This is a genomic window from Lewinella sp. JB7, assembly GCF_024297185.1.
Taxonomy (GTDB): Bacteria; Bacteroidota; Bacteroidia; order Chitinophagales; family Saprospiraceae; genus Neolewinella.
Genome location: NZ_JANCTD010000002.1, coordinates 331,101 through 350,221, shown reverse-complemented (window position 1 = coordinate 350,221; position 19,121 = coordinate 331,101). Strand labels below are relative to the sequence as shown.

Annotated in this window: 16 protein-coding genes; 8 read left to right on the top strand and 8 right to left on the bottom strand. The window is 60.3% G+C overall.

The annotated features are described in order from the left end of the window. Positions 1–2: 2 nt before the first annotated feature. Both glgP and NMA52_RS04945 read right to left on the bottom strand, forming a co-directional pair. Positions 3–2,561 (bottom strand): alpha-glucan family phosphorylase, encoded by a 2,559-nt coding sequence (gene glgP / locus NMA52_RS04950; protein ID WP_254826540.1) that lies wholly within the window; start codon positions 2,559–2,561, stop codon positions 3–5. Between the two features lie 161 nt (positions 2,562–2,722). Then, complete coding sequence (locus NMA52_RS04945; protein WP_254826539.1) at positions 2,723–3,598, bottom strand: M57 family metalloprotease; 876 nt, start codon at positions 3,596–3,598, stop codon at positions 2,723–2,725. A gap of 387 nt (positions 3,599–3,985) precedes the next feature. Between NMA52_RS04945 and NMA52_RS04940 the strand changes: the two genes are divergently transcribed. Both NMA52_RS04940 and NMA52_RS04935 read left to right on the top strand, forming a co-directional pair. Beyond that, positions 3,986–5,260, top strand: coding sequence for a sorbosone dehydrogenase family protein (locus NMA52_RS04940; RefSeq protein WP_254826538.1), 1,275 nt, complete (start codon positions 3,986–3,988; stop codon positions 5,258–5,260). An 80-nt stretch (positions 5,261–5,340) separates the two neighbouring features. Then, the gene (locus NMA52_RS04935; RefSeq protein ID WP_254826537.1) at positions 5,341–5,595 is read left to right on the top strand and encodes a hypothetical protein; all 255 of its coding nucleotides are present in this window, start codon (positions 5,341–5,343) and stop codon (positions 5,593–5,595) included. Between the two features lie 2 nt (positions 5,596–5,597). On the opposite strand, the gene NMA52_RS04930 is transcribed toward NMA52_RS04935, so the two are convergent. Genes NMA52_RS04930 through NMA52_RS04915 form a run of 4 tightly spaced genes read right to left on the bottom strand, consistent with a single transcriptional unit; the run spans position 5,598 to position 9,903 of the window. Then, the gene (locus NMA52_RS04930; RefSeq protein ID WP_254826536.1) at positions 5,598–7,136 is read right to left on the bottom strand and encodes an acyl-CoA carboxylase subunit beta; all 1,539 of its coding nucleotides are present in this window, start codon (positions 7,134–7,136) and stop codon (positions 5,598–5,600) included. A 15-nt stretch (positions 7,137–7,151) separates the two neighbouring features. After that, a complete protein-coding gene (gene accC, locus NMA52_RS04925; protein WP_254826535.1) occupies positions 7,152–8,615 on the bottom strand; it encodes an acetyl-CoA carboxylase biotin carboxylase subunit in 1,464 nt (487 codons plus the stop codon). Then, a complete protein-coding gene (locus NMA52_RS04920) occupies positions 8,612–9,091 on the bottom strand; it encodes an acetyl-CoA carboxylase biotin carboxyl carrier protein subunit (protein ID WP_254826534.1) in 480 nt (159 codons plus the stop codon). Before NMA52_RS04920 ends, accC begins: the two co-directional genes overlap by 4 nt. 41 nt (positions 9,092–9,132) lie before the next feature. Next, a complete protein-coding gene (locus NMA52_RS04915; protein ID WP_254826533.1) occupies positions 9,133–9,903 on the bottom strand; it encodes an SDR family NAD(P)-dependent oxidoreductase in 771 nt (256 codons plus the stop codon). 169 nt (positions 9,904–10,072) lie between these two features. Here NMA52_RS04915 and NMA52_RS04910 point away from each other — a divergent pair, with 169 nt between their 5' ends. Further along, the gene (locus NMA52_RS04910; protein WP_254826532.1) at positions 10,073–10,783 is read left to right on the top strand and encodes a ferritin-like domain-containing protein; all 711 of its coding nucleotides are present in this window, start codon (positions 10,073–10,075) and stop codon (positions 10,781–10,783) included. 23 nt (positions 10,784–10,806) lie between these two features. Then, positions 10,807–11,610, top strand: a complete 804-nt coding sequence (locus NMA52_RS04905) for a ferritin-like domain-containing protein (RefSeq protein WP_254826531.1) — start codon at positions 10,807–10,809, stop codon at positions 11,608–11,610. A 333-nt stretch (positions 11,611–11,943) separates the two neighbouring features. Here the strand turns inward: NMA52_RS04905 and NMA52_RS04900 are convergent, their stop codons facing one another. Both NMA52_RS04900 and NMA52_RS04895 read right to left on the bottom strand, forming a co-directional pair. Further along, positions 11,944–12,768 carry a ZIP family metal transporter gene (locus NMA52_RS04900; protein ID WP_254826530.1) on the bottom strand — a complete coding sequence of 275 codons (825 nt, stop codon included), beginning with the start codon at positions 12,766–12,768 and terminating at the stop codon, positions 11,944–11,946. A gap of 303 nt (positions 12,769–13,071) precedes the next feature. Further along, positions 13,072–14,418 (bottom strand): sulfatase-like hydrolase/transferase, encoded by a 1,347-nt coding sequence (locus NMA52_RS04895; RefSeq protein ID WP_254826529.1) that lies wholly within the window; start codon positions 14,416–14,418, stop codon positions 13,072–13,074. 198 nt (positions 14,419–14,616) lie between these two features. Here NMA52_RS04895 and NMA52_RS04890 point away from each other — a divergent pair, with 198 nt between their 5' ends. The 4 genes from NMA52_RS04890 to NMA52_RS04875 all read left to right on the top strand — a co-directional run bounded on the left by NMA52_RS04890 (position 14,617) and on the right by NMA52_RS04875 (position 19,112). Next, entirely contained in the window at positions 14,617–16,242 is a 1,626-nt protein-coding gene (locus tag NMA52_RS04890; protein WP_254826528.1) for a hypothetical protein, read from the top strand. A gap of 42 nt (positions 16,243–16,284) precedes the next feature. Then, positions 16,285–17,790, top strand: coding sequence for a sulfatase-like hydrolase/transferase (locus tag NMA52_RS04885; protein ID WP_254826527.1), 1,506 nt, complete (start codon positions 16,285–16,287; stop codon positions 17,788–17,790). A 169-nt stretch (positions 17,791–17,959) separates the two neighbouring features. After that, positions 17,960–18,880 carry a polysaccharide lyase family 1 protein gene (locus NMA52_RS04880; RefSeq protein WP_254826526.1) on the top strand — a complete coding sequence of 307 codons (921 nt, stop codon included), beginning with the start codon at positions 17,960–17,962 and terminating at the stop codon, positions 18,878–18,880. An 88-nt stretch (positions 18,881–18,968) separates the two neighbouring features. Then, positions 18,969–19,112, top strand: coding sequence for a hypothetical protein (locus NMA52_RS04875; RefSeq protein WP_254826525.1), 144 nt, complete (start codon positions 18,969–18,971; stop codon positions 19,110–19,112). Positions 19,113–19,121: the final 9 nt, after the last annotated feature.

Here is a 19,121-nt window from a genome sequence, read left to right as displayed (position 1 = left end):
GCTTATACCCAGTATACGAGGTTAAGGTCCTGGGCGTGGGGCATGAGCTCGTGGGTGGGCCGTAGGCGGAAGCCGTACTCGTACACGCCCGCCAGGTGGGGGTCTACGGCGATGCGGTAGGTAGCGGTGCCTTCGGTCTGGGCTACCAGTTTGAAGGGCTGCGTGCGGCGCAGGGTGATCGTTTCCTCGTCGATGCGCTGGTAGAACAGGGCTTCCAGGGCCAGGTGCCGGGGGTCGATGCCGTTGGTGGCGATCACCACCTCGGCGGAGAAGGGTTCGCCGACGGGCAGGGCGTGGTTGACGGTGTCGAAGCTGTTATTTTCCACGGTTTCGATGCCCGACCACTTGCTCTCGGTAGCTTCCTTCCAGGCGGCGTACGCCTTGCCGGTTTGCAGGTCCTGCTCCCGCACGGTGGCGGCACTCTTACCCAGGGGGAGGTAGAAACGCTCGTAGTAATCGTCCATCATCCGCTTCATCGTGAATACGGGGGCGACTTCGGCGATGATCTGCTTCACGTAGCTCATCCAACGCTGACTGATGCCGTGCTCGTCCTTGTCGAAGTAGACCGGAATGATCTCCTCCTCGAGGATGCTATACATCGTTTCGGCGTCGAGCTCGTTCTGTAGGTACTGGTCGTCGTAGGTCCGTTCCAGGGGCAGGGCCCAACCCGCGTCGGGGCGGTATCCTTCGGCCCACCAACCGTCGAGCACGGAGAAGTTCACGGTACCGTTCAGGGCGGCCTTCATGCCGGAGGTGCCGGAGGCTTCCAGCGGACGGGTCGGCGTATTGAGCCAGATGTCGACGCCCTGGGTCAGCAGCTTGGCCATCTCCATGTTGTAGTCTTCCAGGAAGATGATCTTGCCGGCGAAATCGGGTTCCTTGCTGATCTGGACGATCTGGCGAATGAGATCCTGCCCGCCCTGGTCGGCTGGGTGCGCCTTTCCGGCGAAGAGGAAGATCACCGGTTGGTCTTTGCGGTTGACCAGTTCGCGCAGGCGGTCGCGGTTCGTGAACAGCAGGGTGGCCCGCTTGTAGGTAGCGAAGCGACGGGCGAAGCCGAGTACCAGAGCCCGTTCGTTGATCTTGCTAAGTATTTCGAAGGTCGTACGCGGACTTTCGCCCCGGCGGCGCATGTCCACCTGCAGCTTCCGCTTGACGTAGGCCAGCAGCCGGACCTTCAGCGCGTGGCGGGTTTCGGCCAGTGAGCGGTCGTCGATCTGGTGGACCTTGCGCCAAATGTCCTTGTTGCTCTGATCCCGCACCCAGTCGTTACCGAACTTGGTGGAGAAAAGCTGGTGAATGCTGTTCGCGATCCAGGTAGGGTAGTGGACCGAGTTGGTTACGTACCCGATGTGTACCTCCTCGGCCGTATAACCGGGGTAGAGGCTGGTGAACATCCGCTGGCTCACTTCTCCGTGGAGCTTGGAAACCCCGTTGACCCGTTGGGAAAGACGGATGGAGAGCTTCGACATGTTGAAGTCCTCGCCGGCATCTTCGGGGTTCAGCCGGCCAAGCGCCATAAACGCATCCCACTCGATGCCCAGATCGGCGGCGTAATTGTAGAGGTAGTTGCGCATCAGATGCTCCGGAAAGTGGTCGTGCCCGGCCGGTACCGGCGTGTGGGTCGTGTACAGACTGGAGGCGCGGACCATTTCGCGGGCCTCGGGGAAGCTTAGCCCCGCGTCGACGTAGTTCTTCAGGCGCTCGAGGGAAAGGAAACCGGCATGACCTTCGTTGAGGTGGTAAATGTCGGGCTGCAGCCCCATCTCCTTGATGGCCCGGACACCGCCGATGCCGAGGAGGATTTCCTGTTTTAGCCGGTGCTCGTTGTCGCCGCCGTAGAGTTGGTGGGTGAGGGCCCGATCTTCGGCGTTATTGTCCTCGTGGTCGGTATCCAGCAGGTAAAGCTTGATGCGTCCGATGGCCAGGCTCCATACTTTGGCCTGAACGATTCGGCCCTGAATGGTCACCGCCACCTTAAGCCAGTTGCCGTCGTCGCGGCGGACGGGCTCGATGGGCAGCTGGGTAAATTTCTGGGCGGGGTAGTGGTGAATCTGGTCCCCGTTCATGCTGAGGCCCTGATTGAAGTAGCCGTAGCGGTAGAGAAGGCCTACGCCGAAGAGATCGACGTTGCTGTCGCTGGCTTCCTTGAGGTAGTCTCCGGCCAGCACGCCCAGACCGCCGCTGTATAGCTTTAGGCTGATGTGGAGTCCGTACTCCATGCTGAAGTAGGCAATGCGGGGGAGATCCGGCTTGCGGGCTTCGGCCAGGTAAGCGTCGAAGGATTTTTCGGCGGCGTGGACGCGGGCGAGGAAATCGCGGTCCGTAGCCAGCTCCTCCAGCCGGGCGGGGGAGAGGCTTTCCAGCAGGGCCACCGGGTTGTAGTTCAGGGCAACGAACTCTTCGGGGTCGATACTCATGAACAGATCGGCCACCTCGTGCATCCAGGACCACAGGATGTTGCGGCTCATGCGGGTCAGGGCCGCCAGCGGCTCGGGAATCTGGTTCTGAATGAATATGCGTTTCAGTTTCATCTGGTTCTGGGTCGTCGTAAGCGTCATATGTTGATTACGTTTTGGGGCGTGACCCGGGGCGGGGCCGCGGGAGCAACGGAAAATTCCGGAAAAGCAAGCCAAAAATGCGACAATTATCACGGACAAACAAAAGCGGCACGATTCCTTTCGGGAATCGTGCCGCCGTATGAATGAGCGATTTACGATGCTCAGTAGAGGTATTCCAGCGCAACACGGTCGTAATACCCGAACTCTCCGTCCTCTCCGCTGCTGAAGCACGAGAGCATGACCGAGTTGGCATCGTAGCCCGTCGGCGTACCCGGAATGTGGACGGCTCCGTCGGATCCGGCCGACTCGCCCGTCTGGCCGCACGACTCCCGGCTGAACCAGTCGGTATGGCGAAGACCCATCGCGTGACCGATCTCGTGGGTCATGACGTGTTCGTTGGTGTTCGTGTCGTAATTATTCATGCCGTTGTATATCTGCACCCACTTGTAGGGCTTCCCGCCGCTGGGGAAACCGGCCGAGCCGCCCGCGCCGTTGTTGTCCACGACCCGGTACACGACGATGTCCGCATTCGTACTGGCCGCGAACGAGAGCGTGAAGGTCGTATTGATGTTCAGCGCGTTGTAGTTGTTGATGGCCCACTGCAGGGCGGTGCGCATGGTGGACGTGAGGGCGTAGCCGTTTCCGGTGTAGCCGACGACGCTGATGGTCCGGTCGCTCACCAGATTGTTGGTTCGGTACTGCTTTTCGAGGGTGGCGTCCATGGCCTGGAGCTCCCGCAGCTGGTCCTTGGTCAGCGCGATGTCGCCGTCAACGAGGTAAAGGGTTTCCCGACTGCCGTCGGGACGAACCTCCGTGATCATTTCGGCCTCGGCAAACCGTGCGGAATGGCCGGCCACGTGCGCCTGTACCGGTGCCTGGAGGCCCAGGTCGGGTACGGTAACGTGTCCGTCTTCGTTCACGTCGACGAGGAAGCCGGGGGCGGTCTCCACTTCAACGGCGGTGATCCCGTTGTCTTCGGTACAGGAGGCCAGGAGCAGGCTGAGGGTTAGGGGAAGTAGGAATAAACGTAACTGCATGTTTGGAAAGGTTATAGGTGATGCTGACGGGCAAGCGGGGTCCGGAACCGGCCCGGTAACCCGGTCAGCGAATGGAGAAAACACGATGATGAGGATTACCGGGGGTGAGCCGGTAGGATAAAGAGGAAGAGTAGGGTGGTGGTGGGTCACGGCAAGAAGCCGTGAAGAAGGTTTTAGGTGAATAGGTTGCGTCCAAGATATGTCAGCCGGACAACCTATCAAAAATTTCGTGGAATATTTATTCGCGCAATAATTGTTGTGCAAACAGTCTATGTGCCGCTAAGTCTTCGTGTATTTTTGACCATTACCCCGCCATGCCCGTCCCCGTACGATCCTAATTTCAGTGGGTTGTCGAACCGCTCTCCCTATAGTATCTGTTCCTACCGTATGAACCACGCACCGCTATACCTGCTCGTACTCCTATTCGTCACTTCCTGTGCTTCCCAGGTCAGCCCCGACCGTAAGGAAGCCCTCGCCGCCCAAGAGTCCGACGTCGTCGAAACGGCCATTGGTCCTCTCACCCTGCCCAGCCCCTACAGCAGTGAATCGGCCGTAAAATTGAGTGAGGTGATCCACTGGCCGGAGGATGCCGCGCCGCGGGCCCCGGAAGGGTTCCGGGTACAGCGGTTTGCGGAGGGTTTACAGCACCCCCGATCGACCTACGTCTCCCCTGATGGCGACATTTTCGTGGTGGAGAGCAACACCCGCAATAGCGCCAACCGCATTTTACGACTGGTCGACCGCGACGGGGACGGTATTGCCGAAGAGCGGCAGATCTTCGCCCGTGACCTGAACCAGCCCTTCGGGATGTTGGTACTGGATGGCCACTTTTACATCGCCAACACCGACGCCACCTGGCGGTACGATTACGAGCCCGGACAGACCGCCCTGGATCAATCCACCGGAGAGGAAATACTGCTTACTCCGCCGCAGGGCTACAACAACCACTGGACGCGGAACCTCCTGGCAAGCCGTGACGGTCGCAAAATCTACGTCTCCGTCGGATCGGGAAGCAACGTCGGAGAGAATGGCATGGAAGCCGAAACCAATCGAGCCACGATCCTGGAAGCCAATCCGGACGGCAGCGAACTACGGGAATATGCTACCGGACTGCGCAACCCGGTCGGAATGGACTGGAACCCCGTCACGGGAGAACTCTGGACGGCCGTCAACGAACGCGATAAGCTGGGCGACGAACTCGTACCGGACTACCTCACCAGCGTACGGGAAGGTGCCTTCTACGGTTGGCCCTACAGCTACTACGGCCAACTTCCCGACCCCCGCTGGGCGGACAACCCCCACACCGAGCTCGTGCAACGCGCCCTGGTGCCCGACGTCCCCCTGGGCCCCCACACCGCATCCCTCGGCCTGGCCTTCTACACGGGAGACGCCTTCCCGCAAACCTACCGCAACGGAGCCTTCGTCGGGCAGCACGGAAGCTGGAACCGTTCCAAGTTCAGCGGTTACAAAGTGGTGTTTGTTCCCTTCGACGCCCAGGGCAAACCCCAACCGCCCCGCGACTTCCTCACCGGTTTCATCGCCGATGCCGAGGCCGGCAAAGTTTACGGCCGACCGGTCGGCGTTACCCAGACCCCCGACGGAGCCCTCCTGGTATGCGACGACGATGCCGGCATTGTGTGGCGTGTTTCGGCGGCGAAGTAAATCCAATCTCCCACTAATACCCTAATTCACCCATTCACTCCTTCACTTCTCCACCCATTCACTAACCCACTCACCCTCCCATGCCTCTCCTAATCCTCCTGCTGGGCTTCTTCTTCCCCCGCCTCATCATCGTACTGCTGTACTTCTTCGCCGGTTGGTTCCGCGGTGCCTTCGACGGAATACTGCTACCTCTGCTGGGCTTTATCTTCCTGCCCCTCACCACCCTGTGGTACGGTATTTCGGAAGTTTACTTCGACGGCAACGTGCAGCTGGTAGGTCTGGTGGTTGCCGTCCTCCTGGACCTGGGTATCGTAGGTAGTCGCTTACGTAGGTAAGACTACAATGGTATGTTGCCGTGCTTCCGCTTCGGTCGGGTAGCCACTTTGTTTTCCAGCGTCGCGAAGGCGCGGATCAGTTTCCGCCGGGTTTCCTGCGGATAGATCACCTCATCTATAAAGCCCCGCTGGGCCGCGCGGTAGGGATTGGCGAAGGTCTCGGCGTATTCCGCCTCCTTCTCGGCCAGCTTGGCCGCCTGATCCTGAGCGGCGCCGATCTCCTTGCGGAAGATGATCTCGCTGGCTCCCTTGGCGCCCATCACGGCGATCTCCGCGCCCGGCCAAGCGAAGTTGAAGTCGGCTCCAATGTGCTTGGAGTTCATCACGTCGTAGGCACCTCCGTAGGCCTTGCGGGTGATGACCGTCACCCGGGGCACGGTGGCCTCGCTGAGGGCATAGAGCAGTTTGGCACCGTTGGTGATAATTCCGCTCCATTCCTGATCGGTCCCGGGCAGGAATCCCGGCACGTCCACCAGCACCAGCAGCGGTACGTTAAAGCAGTCACAGGTCCGGGTAAAACGGGCCGCCTTTTTGGAGCTCTCCACGTCCAGCACCCCCGCCAGGCTGTAGGGTTGATTAGCTACGATGCCGATGCTCCGACCGGCCAGTCGCGCAAAACCGACCACGATGTTGTCCGCGTAGCGTTCGTGAATTTCCAGAAAACTGTCCTCGTCGATAATCCCCTTGATTACCTCGCGCATATCGTACGGCTGGTTGGGGTTCTCCGGCACCAGGTCATTGAGTTGCTCCCGGATTTCCGTACCGAGTTCGTAGGGAAATGCCGCCGGGGTTTCTTCACAGTTCTGCGGAAGGTAGCTGAGTAACCGCCGCAGTTGCTGCAGGCACAGCACGTCGTTAGCCGCCGTCAAATGAGTTACGCCGGACTTCGTCGAGTGGGCGGAGGCACCACCCAGATCCTCACTGCTCACTTCCTCGTTCGTCACCGTTTTTACCACGTTCGGGCCGGTAACGAACATGTAGCTCGTGTTCTCGACCATGATGGTAAAATCGGTCATCGCCGGAGAGTACACCGCCCCGCCCGCGCAGGGCCCCATGATTGCCGACAACTGCGGGATCACTCCCGAGGCCTGGACGTTGCGGTAAAAGATATCCGCGTACCCACCCAGCGAGCGTACGCCCTCCTGGATCCGGGCACCCCCGCTGTCGTTTAGCCCGATCAGCGGAGCACCGGTTTTCACGGCCATGTCCATGATCTTGCAGATCTTTTCGGCGTGGGTTTCCGACAGCGATCCGCCGAAGACCGTGAAGTCCTGGGCGAACACGTACACCAGCCGGCCCTCCACGGTACCGTAACCCGTGATGACGCCGTCGCCGTAGAAGACCTGCCGTTCCATATTGAAGTCCGTGGTGCGGTGGATCACCAACGCGCCCACCTCCTCGAAGCTACCGGGATCGAGCAGCAGGTGCACCCGTTCCCGGGCCGTCAGTTTGCCCTTGGCGTGTTGCTTGTCGATGCGGTCCTGACCGCCGCCCAGGCGGGCTTGTTCGAGCTTGCGGCTTAGCGTTTCTGTTTTATTCATGGTTCGGGGGGGGTCTTACCGGCGACGCTGCCACTGTACGGATGCAGGGTGGGGAGCGGTTAGCTCCCGTGCCCGCCGATCGTAGATGTATGCCGCGAAGAGCGCGGCCACGGATTCGATCTGCCGATCGCCGCGCTCGATGGCTTCGGGTTGGTAGTGTTTCTTTACAAAGTTGGTATCAAAATCGGCCGACCGGAACGCGTCGCTGGAAAAGACGAAGCGGCCGAAGGGTAGGGTAGTCTCGATTCCCTCGATCCGGTAGGCATCGATGGCCCGCAGCATACGGGCGATGGCCTCTTCCCGGGTCGCGCCTTGGGTGATGAGCTTCGCGATCATGGGATCGTAGTAAATTGGCACCTCCATGCCTTCCTCGAATCCGTCGTCAACCCTTGCTTCCGTTGGACGGACGTAAGTGCTTAACGTCCCGATACTTGGAAGGAAGTTATTGAGGGGATCTTCGGCGTACACCCGCAGTTCAACGGCGTGTCCCTGGATGGTCAGTTCGTCCTGGGTGAAGGCGAGTGCTTCTCCCCGGGCCACCCGGATCTGCTGTTCCACCAGGTCGATGCCGGTGATCATTTCCGTGACCGGGTGTTCGACCTGCAAACGGGTGTTCATCTCCAGGAAGTAGAACTGCTGGTCGGCGTCGAGCAGAAACTCTACCGTACCGGCACCCACGTAATCGCAGCTTTGGGCCACGCGTACGGCGGCCTCGCCCATCTGGCGGCGGAGCGCGGGTCCAATGACGGCGGACGGAGCCTCTTCCACTACCTTCTGATGCCTACGCTGTATGCTGCAGTCCCGTTCGAAAAGATGCACGCAGTTCCCGTGGGTATCGGCCAGTACCTGAATTTCAATGTGGCGCGGCGCGGCGATGTACTTTTCGATGAACACCGAACCATCCCCGAAAGCGGAGGCTGCCTCGCTGATGGCCCGCTTCATCTGTTCGTCGAGTTCGTCTTCCGCTTCTACGACCCGCATTCCCTTGCCCCCGCCTCCGGCGGCGGCCTTAATGAGGATCGGGAAGCCGATGCGGCGGGCAATGCTGGCCGCTTCCTCCACGTCGGTCACTGCTTCGTCCACACCGGGGACCATAGGTATGCCATAGGCACCCACGGTCTCCTTGGCGGCCAGCTTGTTGCCCATCACTTCGATTGCGTGGGGCCGGGGACCGATGAAGGTGAGACCCGCCGTATCCACTCGCCGGGCGAACTCGGCATTCTCACTCAGGAAGCCGTACCCCGGATGGACCGCGTCGGCTCCGGTGTCCCGCGCCGCCCGTAGAACCTTGTCTACGTTCAGGTAAGATTCGGTGGAGGGGGCGGGGCCCAGCAGGACCGCTTCGTCGGCGAAGCGAACGTGGGGAGCATTGCGGTCGGCTTCGGAGTAGACGGCGACGGTGGCGATGCCCATCTTACGGGCGGTCCGCATCACGCGCAGGGCAATTTCGCCGCGGTTGGCTACGAGTATCTTCTTCATTCCATTTCCATTAGTAGCTGCCGCTTTTCGACGGCTTGCCCCTTGTTTACCCGAATTGACTTTACGGTACCCGTACCCTCCGCCTTTAGTACGTTTTCCATCTTCATGGCTTCCAGGATCAGGAGGGGCGCGCCGACGGCAACTTCATCCCCTTCTTGCACCAGAACGTCGAGAATGAGACCCGGCATGGGGGCCAGTACGTCGGTATTGTTCGAGCTGGCTACGGTAGCGAAACCGAGTTCCTCCACCAGCTGATCATAGGTGTCGCGGATGGTGACCGTGAACGGTCGGCCATTTATCTCAACGGTAAGTGATTTTCCACTGAGATCGTGCTCTACCACGGTGGCCGTATATCCGGTACTTCCGTGTAGCAAGTGAAATTCATTCTTAAAGGGACCGGAGATATCGAGCTCCGCAAGTTGCTGATCCGTAACTGAATAGTCATGGTCGGCAATAATAGCCTTGTACTTTTGCATGGGGGGCAACCTAGTTGTTTTCGCTTGAATTGGCAAATGTGCTAGCGGGCCTGCATGCGAATTCCGGCATCCATCCGTACGCATTCCCCATTCATGTAATTGTTCTCGACCAGGTGCTGGGCGAGTCGGGCCACTTCCGCGGGCTTCCCGAGGCGAACGGGGTACAGCGGCTGTTTGGCGAGCGAGTCGTAAACTTCCGGTGAAAAGGCGTCAAACATCGGGGTGTGAATCAGTCCCGGAGCGATCGCATTCACCCGGATCCCGTTGCGGGCCAAATCACGGGCCATGGTCAGCGTCAGGCTCACTACGCCCCCCTTGGAGGCACTGTAGGCGGCCTGGCCGATCTGGCCCTCGAAGGCGGCCACCGAAGCAGTGTGGATAATTACGCCCCGACTGCCGTCATCGTCCAGCGGCTCGTTCTGGCTCATGGCATGAGCGGCTACCCGCGACACGTTGAAGGTGCCGATGAGGTTGATCTCGATCACCTTGCGGAACAGGTCAAGGTCCCCGGGGCCGTCGCGGCCTACCGTTTTAACGGCCGGGGCGATCCCGGCGTAATTGCAGCAAACGTGGATGGCTCCGAAGTTCGTGAGCACGGCAGCGACGGCGGTTTCTACCGAGGAAGCGCTGGTAACGTCAACGAAGTGAAACATTGCCCCGTCGCCGAGTTCTTCGGCGATCCGTACCCCGGCTTCCCGGTTCACGTCGAAGATGGCCACACGGGCGCCGAGTGCGTGAAAGTGCCGGGCGGTGGCTTCTCCGAGTCCCGAAGCTCCCCCCGTAATGATGGCGGTTTTATCCTTTAGTGTCATGCCGCAACCTACGATTTTGCCACCGATTGGCGGGCGTGTTCGCTCGAAACCGGGGAAATTCCGGTGAAAGGACGCTTTGTCGGTGGTCTTGCGGCGCGGGTCCTTAGATCGCCGGCGACCAATCTTTGTCCACCAGACTTACGTACATGGTGACAAACCAAACTGCCTTATGCAAACACCAAAATTTTCATCGTCCCGTGTCGTAGCCGACCGCGATCCGCAGAGTCGGCGTCGCTTCCTACGGAATTCCGGTATCGGCCTGGCGGCCGCCGGTCTGTTTCTTACCGGTTGTGAAGACGACGACGATCCCATTGTCATGGAAAACGCCGTTAATCTCGGAAGCGGAGACGTTGGCGTCCTGAATTATGCTTTCGCACTCGAGCAACTCGAAGCCGCCTTCTACGCCGCGGTACTGCAGGGCAGTTATTACGCTTCGGCAAGCGCCGAGGAAAAGCAGATCCTGGCGGATCTGGAAGCGCACGAGCGCGCCCACGCCGACTTTTTCGAGGCGGCCATCAGTAGCGTCGCAACGGCCATCCCGGCCCTGGAAGTCGACTTTTCTTCCATCAACTTCAATGATCGCTCCAGCGTACTCAACACCGCCCAGGCCTTTGAGGATCTCGGCGTATCGGCATACAACGGCGCCGGTCGTCTGCTCGAGAATCCGAACTTCCTGGTCGTTGCCGGTAAGATCGTTTCGGTCGAAGCCCGCCACGCCGCCGCGATCCGCAGCATTAACTCCGGTTCTCCCACCGCCTTCGCCAATAGCCAGGTTGTAGACGGCAACGGACTCGATCTGGCCCGTACCCCCGCCCAGGTTCTGAGCGTGGCATCCGCATTCATCACTACTCCCATCGACGCCAGCGGTCTTCCGCAGTAGTCATCCCCCAAACGAGACCAACAATGAAACTCATAAAGCTATTCAATCAATTCGAGGCCCTCGCCGACGCGGAACTGCAGACCAAAGCCACCAGCCGTCGCGAAGCCTTCAACTCTTTCGGTCGCACCTTCGGCAAAGCCGCCGCGGCCACCTTACCCCTGGCCGCCTTCATGACCCCCAACCGGGCTTTTGCGCAAACCAGCGGTACGGGCATTACGGATGTCCTTAATCTGGCCCTTACGCTGGAGTACCTGGAAGCGGAATTTTACGCCATGGGTCTCGATGCCGCTGATCTTCTCACCGGAGACACGCGCGAAACGGTCGCGCTGATCGGGCAGCACGAGTCCGCTCACGTCGAGTTCCTCCGCTCGGCCATCAGCAGCCTCGGCGCCGATCCCGTGGAGAAACCCGACTTCGACTTCACCGCCGGCGGTACCTTCAACGACGTATTCACGAACGAGCAGGTCTTCCTCGCCCTCGCCCAGGCCTTCGAGGATACCGGCGTGCGAGCCTACAAAGGACAGGCCACTAATCTGATGAGCAACGGCGATATCCTGACCGCCGCCCTCCAGATCCACAGCGTGGAAGCGCGGCACGCCTCGGAGATCCGCCGGATTCGCGGATCGAAGGGCTGGATCACCAATGCCAACAACACAACGGGTGCATCCGCTGCGGATGCCGTGTACGCCGGAGAAGACAACGTCACTCACCTCGGCGTGAATGCGACCACGGTGACCGACGTCAGCCGCGACCAGCTTACCGAAGCCTACGACGAGCCCCTGACCAAGGAACAGGTGCTGGACATTGCCGGACTCTTCCTCGCTTAAGCCGAATCGAAGTTCCGACTCTTCTACGAGGGGAAAGCCACTATACGAGTAAAACCGGATAGTGGTTTTCCTTTTTATCACCATAGATGCGCAGTATGTCGGGCAAATGGTTGGATATTACCACACAATGATTGGATATTGCCACCACTTATCGAGGGGCCGCGACATCTTTACGTCACCCTATTCGTGCAGATCATCCCCGCGGGCCCATGCCCCGGTCGTCGATCCGCCAAGAGCATTTTTTTGAGATTGAGACGCTATTTACACAAACACTTCTGCGCGCAACACCTATAGGTATTGCGCGCTTTTTTTGCGTTGCTCCCGCGTTCCCGCCTAACCTAAACCGACGTCCAACGTCATCATGACGATGAAGCCCAGGACGAAACCGAGCGTCGCGATGTCGGTGTTACTCTCCAACTGGGTTTCCGGCACAACTTCCTCGATGACCACGAAGATCATGGCACCCGCCGCAAAGGCCAGCGCGTAGGGAAGAATGGGGGTGAAGAAGGTGACGGCCAGCGCACCCGTCACGGCGGCTACCGGCTCCACGGCGGCGGACAACTGCCCGTACCACCAGCTCTTAAAGGGGCTTACCCCCTGGCGACGCAGCGGCATGGACACCGCCAGGCCCTCCGGAAAATTCTGAATGCCGATACCGATCGCCAGCGCTACCGCTCCGCCGATGGTGGCTTCCGGCATGCCCGCCGCCACTCCGCCGAACAGCACGCCTACGGCTAAGCCCTCCGGGATGTTATGTAAGGTAATCGCCAGCACCAGCAAAGTCGTTCGGTGCCAGGGAGATTTAAGCCCTTCCTTCTCGCTTTCCTTGAAGTTGATGTGCAGGTGGGGAAGCACCTTGTCCAGGCCAAAAATGAAGAGCGCGCCGGTGGCAAAGCCCACAACGGCGGGTATCACTTTCGTGAAGCCCTCCCCGGGGCTCATTTCGATGCCCGGGGCCAGTAGGCTCCAGAAGGAGGCGGCCACCATCACGCCTCCCGTAAATCCGAGCGCTCCGTCGAGCAGGGTCCGGTTCATGCCCCGGAAGGGGAAGACCAGCGCGGCCCCAAGGGCGGTGAGAATCCAGGTGAAGAGCGAGGCGTAGAGGGCCGCCAGAATGGGGTCGATGGACTCCAGGTAGGAAATGATACTCGATAGCATGGGGCAAAGTAAACGTTAATCCCATTGTCCCCGTGCATGGAGTACCAAAGGCGCCGCTTAATCCGGATCTTTCCGATTGCAATACGGTGAAGTGTACCGACGTACTCGGGGTTAGGGAGAGCGTGGATTAAATCCTATACTCTCATGATGCCGACGGGCCGGTGCATACCGGACCAAACCCCTACGCAACGATCCCCTCTCCGTTGACCTCGCTGCCGACTTAGCCACGGCCCGCAACAGGCTAGGATAACGAACCTCCACCGGTTTATGGACACCGCGCATCAACGGCGTCCAACGGGCGCATCAGCGGGGTAACCGCTTTCGCTCGTTCTTCGCCGGAGTTTTGACCCGGTACTTTCCCTTCACGCGAGCCATTTCCTCCTTCAACTCCGCCAGTTTACTACCGTGACTCCCGGACAAATCCCGCTCCTCCCCAAGATCGGTGGCCAGATCATAAAGCTCGTAGCGGTCGGTTTCGTGGAAATGGACCAGCTTCCAATTTCCCTTACGCAGGGCGGAGCCGGGGGTCCACGCGCTGCCGTGGTAATGGGGGTAGTCCCAGAACAATGTTTCGTGCAGGGTGTCCCGGTCACCGTGCAGCAGCGGTGACAGGCTCAGACCGTCCAGATGTCGTTCGGGCATCAGCGGATGGTCGGTTTCCTGGAGGATGGACGGGAAAAGATCCATACTGACCACCGGCGTGGCGCTACGACGGGCTACCCCTTGTCCGGGCGTACTCACCAGGAGCGGAACCCTGATTCCCCCTTCGTACGCCCAACCCTTCCCGGCGCGGAGGGGTGCTACGCTGGTCGGCGCCGTCCGCGAATTTTCCATGGTAGACAGGCCGCCGTTGTCGGAGGTGAAGATGACGAGGGTGCGGTCGGTGAGGCCCAGGGTATCGAGGCTGTCCAGGAGGCGGCCTACGTTCTCGTCCAGGGCATATATCATGGAAGCATAGGCGGGATCGTACTGGTCGAGGACGGTCCGACCGCGCCCCTCAGCGCGCATATCCGGATCGCCGATCCGCAGGGCAGTCTTTTTTTCCGCGAAGCGCGCAAGGTGGCTGCTCGCCTGAATGGGCGTATGCACGGTATAGTAGGAGAGGTAGAGCAGGAAGGGTTCCTCCCGGTGATCGGACATAAACCGAATGGATTCGTCCGTCAGCCGGTCGGTCAAATATTCTCCCGGAGGACCGTCGGCGAGTTTAGGGTTCGCGTAGGGGGAGTAATAGCCTCCCGGAGGACTGCCCCTGTGGTGCCCTGCTACGTTGATGTCGAAGCCCTGGTCTTCGGGGAAATTTCCCTCGCCTCCCAGGTGCCACTTACCGGCGAAAAAGGTGGTATAGCCATGTTCCTTCAGTGCCTCGGCGAGGGTGAATTCCTGGAGGGGTAGGCTGTCGAGATCGGTGACGCCGAGCAGCGGCCTGTCCCGTGGATCCTGGCCCGGTATCCAGTCCGTGATGCCGATGCGGCTTGGGTGGCGACCCGTGAGCAGGGCGGCGCGGGTGGGGGAGCAGACGGGGTGTGCCGCGTAGGCATCGGTGAACAGGGTGGAGCGGGCGGCGAGCCGATCGATGTTCGGCGTTTCGTAAAACGTGCTGCCGTAGCACCCGAGGTCCCTCCAGCCGAGGTCGTCAACTAGGATGAACACTACATTGGGGGAGAGTCGGTCGTCTGCGCTAGTCCCGGAAGTCGGGACCCTGGCCCCTCCGCACCCCGTTGCCGAAAGAAAAAGCATCGCTATTAGCACGGTCACGGCACCTGCGTACCCGCCCAATACATCGTTTACCCTGCTACAGCTATATTCGGCGGCGCGTGTCATTGGCGCAACTTACAAACATCCGCCAGCTTGAAACATCTATTCGTTGCACTAAGCTTCCTGACCATCGTATCCTGCAGCCGCAAAGTGCCGGATCTGACTGAGGGGGAATACCAGCAAGCCCCCTTCACCAACCTCGATACCCTGGCTACGAACGACTGGTGGAACCGGGCCGATAACCCCATCATCGACCTGAAAGTCGCGCGGGATTCCGTGATTGCCTTCGGTGCCTACACCGTTGCCGACAATACCCTCAAACTGACCGCCCAACTGTACCCGCTTTACCACCGGGAGAGTCGCGAGGTGGTGCTGGAGATCAAGCGCAACGGTAAGTGGGTCGAGGTCGGACGACAGCCGGTGAACGAACTGGGCTGGTCGACCCTATTCCGCGTGGAGGACTGGGACGCCCAGGCAACCGTTCCCTACCGCCTGCGTCACGGGAAGGGAGCAGTGTACGCGGGAAGCGTGCGCGCCGAGCCGGCTCCGGACCAGGACATCGTCGTGGCGGCCTTCAGTTGTAATTCCAACCAGGATCGCGGCGACCGGGCGTCCTACGTCCGCAACGTGGGGGTTGTCGATCCCGACCTGATGTTCTTCGCCGGCGACCAGTCGTACGATCACACGGAGCACACCGCGGCCTGGCTTAAGTTCGGCCGGCAGTTTCGTGAAACCTTCCGCCACCGCCCGATGATCTCCATTCCCGACGACCACGACATCGGCCAGGGCAATCTCTGGGGCGAAGGGGGCAAGATCGCCCGGGAAAGCGCGGGCAACGATGGCGGCTACTTTTACCACCACGAGTACGTGAAGATGGTGGAACGCTGCCAGACTTCCCACCTGCCCGATCCCTACGACCCCACGCCGGTGGAGCAGGGCATCGGCGTGTACTATACCTCCCTTCCGCTGGGAGCGGTGGACTTCGCGATCATCGAGGACCGCAAGTTCAAATCCGGCCCCAACGGCAAAATTCCCCGGATGGGCCCCCGTCCCGACCACATCAACGACCCTAATTACGACCCCGCGAGCATCGATCTGCCCGGTCTGAAGCTGCTCGGCGATCGTCAGGTGGCCTTCCTCGAAGACTGGGCACGGGACCGGAGGGCCGGACAGATGAAGGCCGTCCTCTCCGCCACGGGTTTCTGCGGCGGGGCTCACCTCCACGGACGCAAGCGGGAACGGCTCCACGCCGATCTGGATTCCAACGGCTGGCCGCAGACCGGTCGCAACAAGGCGCTGCGCGCGATCAGGGCGGCCAATGCCGTACATATTGCCGGCGATCAACACCTGGCCACGGTGATCCACCACGGGATCGACGAGTTTCGGGACGGCCCCTGGGCCTTCGTCGTGCCCGCTTCAGTGAACGATTACTACTCCCGCTGGTGGTGGCCCGAGGACGAACGGGCCGGTGAGAACCCCGTTGCGGGCTCCCCGCTGCCCTGGACGGGCGACTACCTCGACGGCTTCGACAACCACATCTCCATGTACGCCTACGCCAATCCCGACAACGCATCGAACGGCGGGGGCTTCGGCGTCATACGGTTTCACCCGACCACCCGGGAGGTTACCTTCGAATGCTGGGCGCGGGATGCCGATCTTACCCGGGAGGACGCAGAGCAGTTCCCCGGCTGGCCGGTTAGGGTAAATCTTTCGGAGTAGATTTTGGCGGGAACGCGGGTGCAACGTCTATATTTGGAAGCAATGAATCATCTCGTCCTCTTTTGTCTGTTTCTGACCACCTTTGCCTTTTCCGGCGACCACGCATCCACCATTGAGCAACCCCCCAACGTCGTCATCATATATGCCGACGACATGGGCTACGGCGATCTCGCCATTCAGAACCCCGACAGTAAAATTCCCACCCCGAACCTCGACCGCCTCGCGCGGGAGGGGATGCGATTTACGGATGCCCACAGCTCCTCCGGCATCTGCTCGCCCAGTCGGTACGCGCTGCTGGCGGGTAAGTACCACTGGCGGCGGCAGCACAACATCGTAAACTCCTTCGGACCGCCCTTCTTCGCGGATAGCGATGTAACCCTGCCCCAGGTGCTCCGGGACCATGGCTACAACACCGCCTGCATAGGCAAGTGGCACCTGGGCTGGGACTGGACGTTCAGGAACGATAGCCTGGCCTCGCTCGCGGCGGCTAATAAGTCGGTCAAGGTAAACCGGCCGGAGGATGTCGACTTCAGCGGCCGGATCGCGGGCGGTCCCCTGTCCCGGGGATTCGACTATTACTTCGGTGACGGGACCATCAATTTCCCGCCTTACGCGTGGTTCGAGAACGACCGGCTGCTCGAAATGCCCACGGAGATGATGCACCCCGACAGCGTCGGCTACGAAGTAGGGGAGGGGAAGTGGGAGTTTCGCCCCGGCCCCAAAGTTGCGGGCTGGAACCCCTACGAGGTGCTGCCTACGGTTACCGACAAGGCCGTAGAGTACATCGGGCGGCAGAGCGCCGATAAACCCTTCTTTCTGTACTTCGCCCTGCCTTCCCCCCATGCACCCATCATTCCCAACGAGGAGTTCGTAGGCAAGACGGAGGCCGGCAGCTACGGCGACTTCATGTACGAGACGGACTACATGATTGGCCGCGTGTTGACCGCCCTCGAGGAGGCGGGCTTCGCGGAGAATACCCTGGTGATCTTCAGTTCGGACAATGGTCCGGAACACTACGCCTTCCCGCGGGCCGAACGCTACAACCACCTGAGTATGGGCGAACTGCGCGGCCTCAAGCGCGACGTGTGGGAAGGCGGTCACCGGGTACCCATGATCGTCCGTTGGCCGGGTGAGATCGAGGGGGGAGCGGTACGCGAACAGACCATATCCCAGATCGACCTGATGCCTACCGTTGCCGCGGTGGCCGGGATCGACCTACCCTCCGGCGCCGCCCCCGACGGCTACGACCAAAGCTCTTTGCTGACCGGAGCGGAAACCGACGCGCCGGTAAGACGAGTCACCGTACACAATACCTACGCGCCGCGCTGGGGGCTGCGCGACGGCGACTGGCTCTACCTCGACGGCCCCAGCGGAGGCGTGACGCGCATGCCGGAGGAGTTTGCCGAAAGGCGCGGGTTTCCTGATTTCGACAGTGAGGTGTTGCTGTTCAACCTGCGCGATGACCCCGGGCAGCGGTTGAATCTGAGTGAGGAGCATCCCGAGCGGGTGAAGCGGATGCAGAGATTGTTGGAGGAAAAGCGAAAGTGAATACAACAGATCCAGGAAGTGAAGACCCGATTAGGATAGCTCACCCGTAGCTAACTTTGGGAAAATGCAGACAATCGGTGGAATGCTGCTACATTTTCTTGAGTAAATGGACCGATTTTGGAGTAGAACACGGTCATCAGACCGACCATGCACGAAAATCTCCACTAAGATGACAAGTACAGTTAAGTGGCTCGCCATTGTCCTCCTTTCGGTCACGTATTTGATCAGCTTCAATCTACCGGCTCAGCAACTGGCCTTCCCCACCGCGGAGGGCTACGGAAAATACGCCCTGGGTGGCCGGGGTGGAGCAGTCTACCTGGTCACGAACCTCCACGATGGCGGAGACGGAAGTCTGCGGCAGGCCGTAGAGGCTAGCGGTCCGCGGACGGTAATATTCCAGGTGAGCGGCAACATCGAATTGGAAAGTCCGCTCGTAATCCGCAACCCCTACCTGACCATTGCCGGGCAGACCGCGCCGGGGGAGGGGATATGCCTGAAAAACTATCCTCTAAATATCGACGCGGATCACGTCATCATGCGCTACCTGCGCATCCGTCCGGGAGACGTGTCCGGCAAGGATTACGACGCCGTCTCGGGCCGCTACCACAAGCACATTATCCTCGATCACCTTTCGGCGAGCTGGAGTGTCGACGAGACGATGTCGGTCTACCACTGTGATAGCATTACGGTGCAGTGGTCAATGATCACGGAGAGCATGTACGACTCCAACCACGCGAAGGGCACCCACGGCTTCGGCGGTATTTGGGGCTCGAACCACGGCAGCTACCACCACAATCTGCTGGCACACCACACCAGCCGCAACCCGCGCATGGCTTCCGGCTCGGGATTTACCGATTACCGCAACAACGTGATCTATAACTGGGGCTTCAACAGCTGCTACGGAGGAGAAGCGAGTCATGTCGGTAACGACCAGTTTAACTTCTCGACCTTCAACGTGGTGGGCAACTACTACAAGCCCGGTCCGGCGACCCTGTCGGGGAAGTTGTCCTACCGCATCGCTAACCTCTCCGCGCGTGGGGAGGACGATCACGGTACGTGGTACATCCGAAGGGGACAGCTACTGCCGTAATTAGGAGAAGATCAGTACCGAAGCCCCGACCGGAATTATCGATACCCAACGCGACGTAGGCGGATGGCCCGAACTTCTCACGGCTCCCATGCCGGCCGACACCGACCACGACGGCATTCCCGACGACTGGGAAAACGCCAACGGCTTGGACCCGAACGACCCCGACGACCGGAACACGGTAGCAACGGACGGCTACACCATGCTGGAAAAGTATCTGAACGGGATCCGGTAGTGCGAGTGA